This is a genomic window from Robinsoniella sp. (assembly GCF_034124845.1).
This window is the reverse complement of record NZ_JAWYAJ010000029.1, coordinates 1-4,363: the sequence shown is the minus strand read 5'-3', so window position 1 is coordinate 4,363 and position 4,363 is coordinate 1. Positions and strand designations below refer to the sequence as shown.

Genomic DNA, 4,363 nt, shown 5'->3' with positions numbered 1-4,363 from the left:
CCTGCATACCGTACAGCCTGCAGCCTGTGAAACAGTACCGGTATATAAAGAAAACCAGCGGGAATATACGTTAATAAAAACCCGCTGCTTTGGTACGCTGCTTCAAATGGAGGTAGGGGCACTTCTGGTTGGTCGCATTAAAAACTACCAGCAGGAAGGCTATGTAAAAAAAGGACACGAAAAGGGTAAATTTGAGTATGGCGGTTCTACCATCATACTCCTTGTGGAGCCGGATAAAGTAAAAATAGCTTCAGAATTTTTCGAAAATACAGAGAATGGATATGAAACTTTCATTAAGATGGGAGAGTGTATCGGTAAAATTTAATTTGTCAAGAAAAAATACTTGACAAGAATAACTTTATCGTATATGATAATCAAGGTGATTACAAATGGAAAAATTTGTGGAACAAACTTTATTATATGATTTTTACGGAGAGCTCCTGACGGAACATCAGAGAAATGTCTATGAAGATGTTATTTTAAATGATCTGTCTTATACAGAGGTGGCAGAGGAACAGAATATCAGCCGGCAGGGCGTACATGATTTGATAAAAAGGTGTAATAAGATTCTGGATGATTACGAGAACAAATTGCATCTGGTGGAAAAGTTTTTGTCTGTGAAAGAAAAAGTAGAGCAGATTCATGCGCTTTCAAAAGGACAGCAGGGGCATGAGCAGATTGAGAAAATATCCAATGAGATATTAGAGGAGTTGTAATCTATGGCATTTGAAAGCTTATCAGATAAACTGCAGAATGTTTTCCGGAATTTACGTAGTAAAGGAAGACTGACAGAAGCAGATGTAAAGACTGCATTAAAAGAAGTAAAGATGGCTTTATTGGAAGCCGATGTAAGCTTCAAGGTTGTTAAGCAGTTCATTAAGGCGGTTCAGGAAAGAGCTGTCGGACAGGATGTCATGAACGGCTTGAACCCGGGACAGATGGTCATTAAGATCGTAAATGAAGAACTCGTTAAATTAATGGGTTCGGAAACTACGGAGATCGCACTGAAACCCGGAAATGAAATTACAGTCATCATGATGGTCGGACTTCAGGGTGCCGGTAAAACCACGACTACGGCTAAAATTGCCGGTAAGTTAAAATCAAAAGGCAGAAAGCCATTGCTGGCAGCCTGCGATATCTATCGCCCGGCAGCAATCCAGCAGTTACAGATAAATGGCGAGAAACAGGGTGTGGAAGTCTTCTCTATGGGAGATAAGCAAAACCCTGTGAATATTGCAAAAGCCGCTATCGAACATGCGAAAAGCAAGGGATTAAATGTAGTAATCCTGGATACGGCTGGACGTCTTCATATTGATGAGGACATGATGAATGAATTGATTCACATCAAAGAGGCAATCCATGTAGACCAGACGATACTGGTTGTCGATGCCATGACCGGACAGGATGCGGTAAACGTATCCGAAATGTTCAATGATAAGATTGGGATTGACGGCGTAATCGTAACCAAGTTAGATGGTGACACCCGTGGCGGTGCCGCATTATCTATAAAAGCAACCTGTGGAAAACCGATCTTATATGTCGGCATGGGTGAAAAGCTCTCGGATCTGGAGCAGTTTTATCCGGAGCGTATGGCTTCCAGAATACTGGGAATGGGTGACGTTATGTCACTGATTGAAAAGGCACAGGCCAATATCGATGAAGAAAAAGCCAGGGATATGGAGCAGAAGCTGAAAAAAGCACAGTTTGGATTTGACGATTACTTAGAAAGTATGAATCAGATGAAGAACATGGGTGGAATCTCCAGTGTATTAAGCATGATGCCTGGATTCGGCAGCAAAGCCAAGGATATTGAAGGAATGATTGATGAAAAGGATATGGCGAGAAAAGAAGCGATGATTCTTTCCATGACACCGAAAGAACGTTCCAATCCGGATATCTTAAATCCATCCCGGAAGAAACGAATTGCAACTGGTGCAGGCGTTGATATCAGCGAAGTAAACAAACTGGTGAAACAGTTTGACCAGGCAAGAAAAATGATGAAACAGTTCCCTGGAATGATGGGAGGCAAAGGTGGTAAAAGAGGTAAGTTCAAACTTCCTTTTTAACATATATTGAGAATAAACCAAGGAGGTGAAAGACAAATGGCAGTAAAGATTAGATTAAGAAGAATGGGACAGAAAAAAGCTCCTTTCTATAGAATCGTTGTAGCTGATTCAAGATCACCAAGAGATGGAAAATGTATCGAAGAACTCGGTACTTACAATCCAAACATCGAGCCTAGCGAATTCAAAGTTAATGAAGAATTAGCTAAAAAATGGCTTGCTAATGGTGCTCAGCCTACAGAAGTAGTTGGTAAACTCTTCAAAATAGCTGGTATCGAAAAGTAGAACAGAGGTGAACGTGATGAAAGAATTAGTAGAAGTAATTGCAAAGTCTCTCGTTGAACACCCGGAAGAAGTAGTAGTCACTGAAAAAGAAACCGGCAAGTCTATTGTTGTAGAGTTAAAGGTTTCCCCATCCGATATGGGTAAGGTTATCGGCAAACAGGGACGTATTGCAAAAGCAATCCGTTCTGTAGTCAAAGCTGCAGCTTCTAAGGATGATAAGAAAGTGATTGTGGACATCCTGTAGCTTTTGCTATAAGATTTCATAGCGGTCAGGCCTCGTGAAAACGAGGCTTTTCTTGTTTTATTCCCGCTAGTGGAAGCGGGGATATTTGGCTTATCAGAATAGGAATGTTACGTTTGATACGTTTACAATAGAAACGATACGAAAGGAAGTAAATTATGGACGATTTACTACAGGTGGGAATCATTTCCTCCATGCATGGAATCCGGGGCGAAGTAAAAGTTTTCCCTACTACAGATGATCCCAACCGCTTCAAAAAATTAAAATCTGTACTACTGGATGCCGGAAGAGAGACTTTAGAACTTCAGGTGGAACAAGTCAAATTCTTTAAGCAGTTTGTAATCCTGAAGTTCAAAGAATTTGACAACATCAACGAAGTGGAAAAGTACAAAGGAAAAGGATTATTTGTTACCCGGGAAAATGCAGTAAAATTAAAACCCAATGAATACTTTATTGCAGACATGATTGGGATGGAGGTTTTTACAGATGAGGGCAGGAAATTTGGAATCCTCACCGATGTATTGGAAACCGGTGCAAACGATGTCTATGTAGTGGAAACAGAGGAACAAAAAGAAGTGCTTCTCCCGGCAATTAAAGAATGCATTTTAAATGTGGATATAACGGGGCGGAAAATGGAAATACACTTAATGGAAGGACTGGTGTAGTCTATGAATTACCACGTACTGACTTTATTTCCGGAAATGATTCAGGATGGGCTGAATACCAGTATCATCGGAAGGGCAATGGAAAAAGGGCTGATCAGCCTTGCAACCACCGATATAAGAGATTATTCCACCAATAAACACCATAAAGTAGATGACTACCCATACGGTGGCGGTGCAGGTATGGTCATGCAGGCTGAGCCCGTATACGGCGCCTGGAAAGCTGTTTCTGATAAAATCGGATATCGCCCCAGAGTTATCTATCTGACCCCCCAGGGCAGTGTATTTAACCAGACCATAGCCGAAGACCTGGCAAAAGAAAAGGATCTGGTCTTTCTGTGCGGTCATTATGAAGGCATTGATGAACGGGTGTTAGAGGAAGTGGTTACCGACTATCTCTCAATCGGTGATTATGTCCTTACGGGAGGAGAACTGCCTGCAATGGTCATGATAGATGCTATTTCCAGACTGGTTCCCGGCGTTCTTAATAATGATGAATCCGCACAGTTTGAATCTTTTCAGGACAATCTGCTGGAATATCCCCAGTACAGCCGCCCGGAAGAGTGGAACGGCAAAAAGGTTCCTCCGGTATTATTGTCGGGCCACCATGCCAATATCGAAAAATGGAGAAGAGAGCAGTCGGTAATCCGTACTGCACAGCGCCGCCCGGATCTGCTTGAAAAGGCAGAACTTACAAAACCGGAGCTGGAATTAATTGCTGAAATGTCTGATCCGGAAGTGTAGGAAACCGCGTATCTGTAAAGCTATGGAACCGTTACGATTATCTGTATTCTTAAGGATTTATTAAAGAATTTTATTTGACATAATACAACAAACATGATAAAATAAATAGCGTTGTGAGAAAAGAGATGGTCCTCTGTTACAGATCGTATTAAGAACATCCATATAAATAAGGAGGCACACAATGAACGATATTATTAAGAACATCGAAGCAGCTCAGTTAAGAGCTGACGCACCAGAATTTAACGTTGGTGATACTGTAAAGGTATATGCAAAAATCAAAGAAGGAAACCGTGAAAGAATTCAGGTTTTCGAAGGAACTGTTTTAAAGAAACAGGGCGGAAGCAATAGAGCTACATTTACTGTTAGAA

8 protein-coding genes are annotated in these 4,363 nt (G+C 41.2%); all 8 read left to right on the top strand.

The window, feature by feature from the left end; all coding sequences use genetic code 11:
• The coding region (locus ACH2DQ_RS01570; protein WP_395025237.1) for a phosphatidylserine decarboxylase at positions 1-325 on the top strand (325 nt) is incomplete at its 5' end.
• Positions 326-389: 64 nt separating this feature from the next.
• Positions 390-716 carry a YlxM family DNA-binding protein gene (gene ylxM / locus ACH2DQ_RS01565; RefSeq protein WP_394911332.1) on the top strand — a complete coding sequence of 109 codons (327 nt, stop codon included), beginning with the start codon at positions 390-392 and terminating at the stop codon, positions 714-716.
• 3 nt (positions 717-719) lie between these two features.
• Positions 720-2,066, top strand: coding sequence for a signal recognition particle protein (gene ffh / locus ACH2DQ_RS01560; RefSeq protein ID WP_394911331.1), 1,347 nt, complete (start codon positions 720-722; stop codon positions 2,064-2,066).
• A 36-nt stretch (positions 2,067-2,102) separates the two neighbouring features.
• Complete coding sequence (gene rpsP, locus ACH2DQ_RS01555; RefSeq protein ID WP_027294137.1) at positions 2,103-2,348, top strand: 30S ribosomal protein S16; 246 nt, start codon at positions 2,103-2,105, stop codon at positions 2,346-2,348.
• A 16-nt stretch (positions 2,349-2,364) separates the two neighbouring features.
• Positions 2,365-2,592, top strand: coding sequence for a KH domain-containing protein (locus tag ACH2DQ_RS01550; RefSeq protein ID WP_394911330.1), 228 nt, complete (start codon positions 2,365-2,367; stop codon positions 2,590-2,592).
• A gap of 155 nt (positions 2,593-2,747) precedes the next feature.
• Positions 2,748-3,254 carry a ribosome maturation factor RimM gene (gene rimM, locus ACH2DQ_RS01545; RefSeq protein ID WP_394911329.1) on the top strand — a complete coding sequence of 169 codons (507 nt, stop codon included), beginning with the start codon at positions 2,748-2,750 and terminating at the stop codon, positions 3,252-3,254.
• Positions 3,255-3,257: 3 nt separating this feature from the next.
• The gene (gene trmD / locus ACH2DQ_RS01540) at positions 3,258-3,995 is read left to right on the top strand and encodes a tRNA (guanosine(37)-N1)-methyltransferase TrmD (protein ID WP_394911328.1); all 738 of its coding nucleotides are present in this window, start codon (positions 3,258-3,260) and stop codon (positions 3,993-3,995) included.
• A gap of 181 nt (positions 3,996-4,176) precedes the next feature.
• A partial coding sequence (locus ACH2DQ_RS01535) for a 50S ribosomal protein L19 (RefSeq protein WP_395025233.1) occupies positions 4,177-4,363 on the top strand: 187 nt, incomplete at its 3' end.

Coding starts and splice junctions, on each gene's coding strand:
- ylxM (WP_394911332.1), top strand. CDS start 390: ATGGAAAAATTTGTGGAACAAACTTTATTATATGATTTTTACGGAGAG.
- ffh (WP_394911331.1), top strand. CDS start 720: ATGGCATTTGAAAGCTTATCAGATAAACTGCAGAATGTTTTCCGGAAT.
- rpsP (WP_027294137.1), top strand. CDS start 2,103: ATGGCAGTAAAGATTAGATTAAGAAGAATGGGACAGAAAAAAGCTCCT.
- ACH2DQ_RS01550 (WP_394911330.1), top strand. CDS start 2,365: ATGAAAGAATTAGTAGAAGTAATTGCAAAGTCTCTCGTTGAACACCCG.
- rimM (WP_394911329.1), top strand. CDS start 2,748: ATGGACGATTTACTACAGGTGGGAATCATTTCCTCCATGCATGGAATC.
- trmD (WP_394911328.1), top strand. CDS start 3,258: ATGAATTACCACGTACTGACTTTATTTCCGGAAATGATTCAGGATGGG.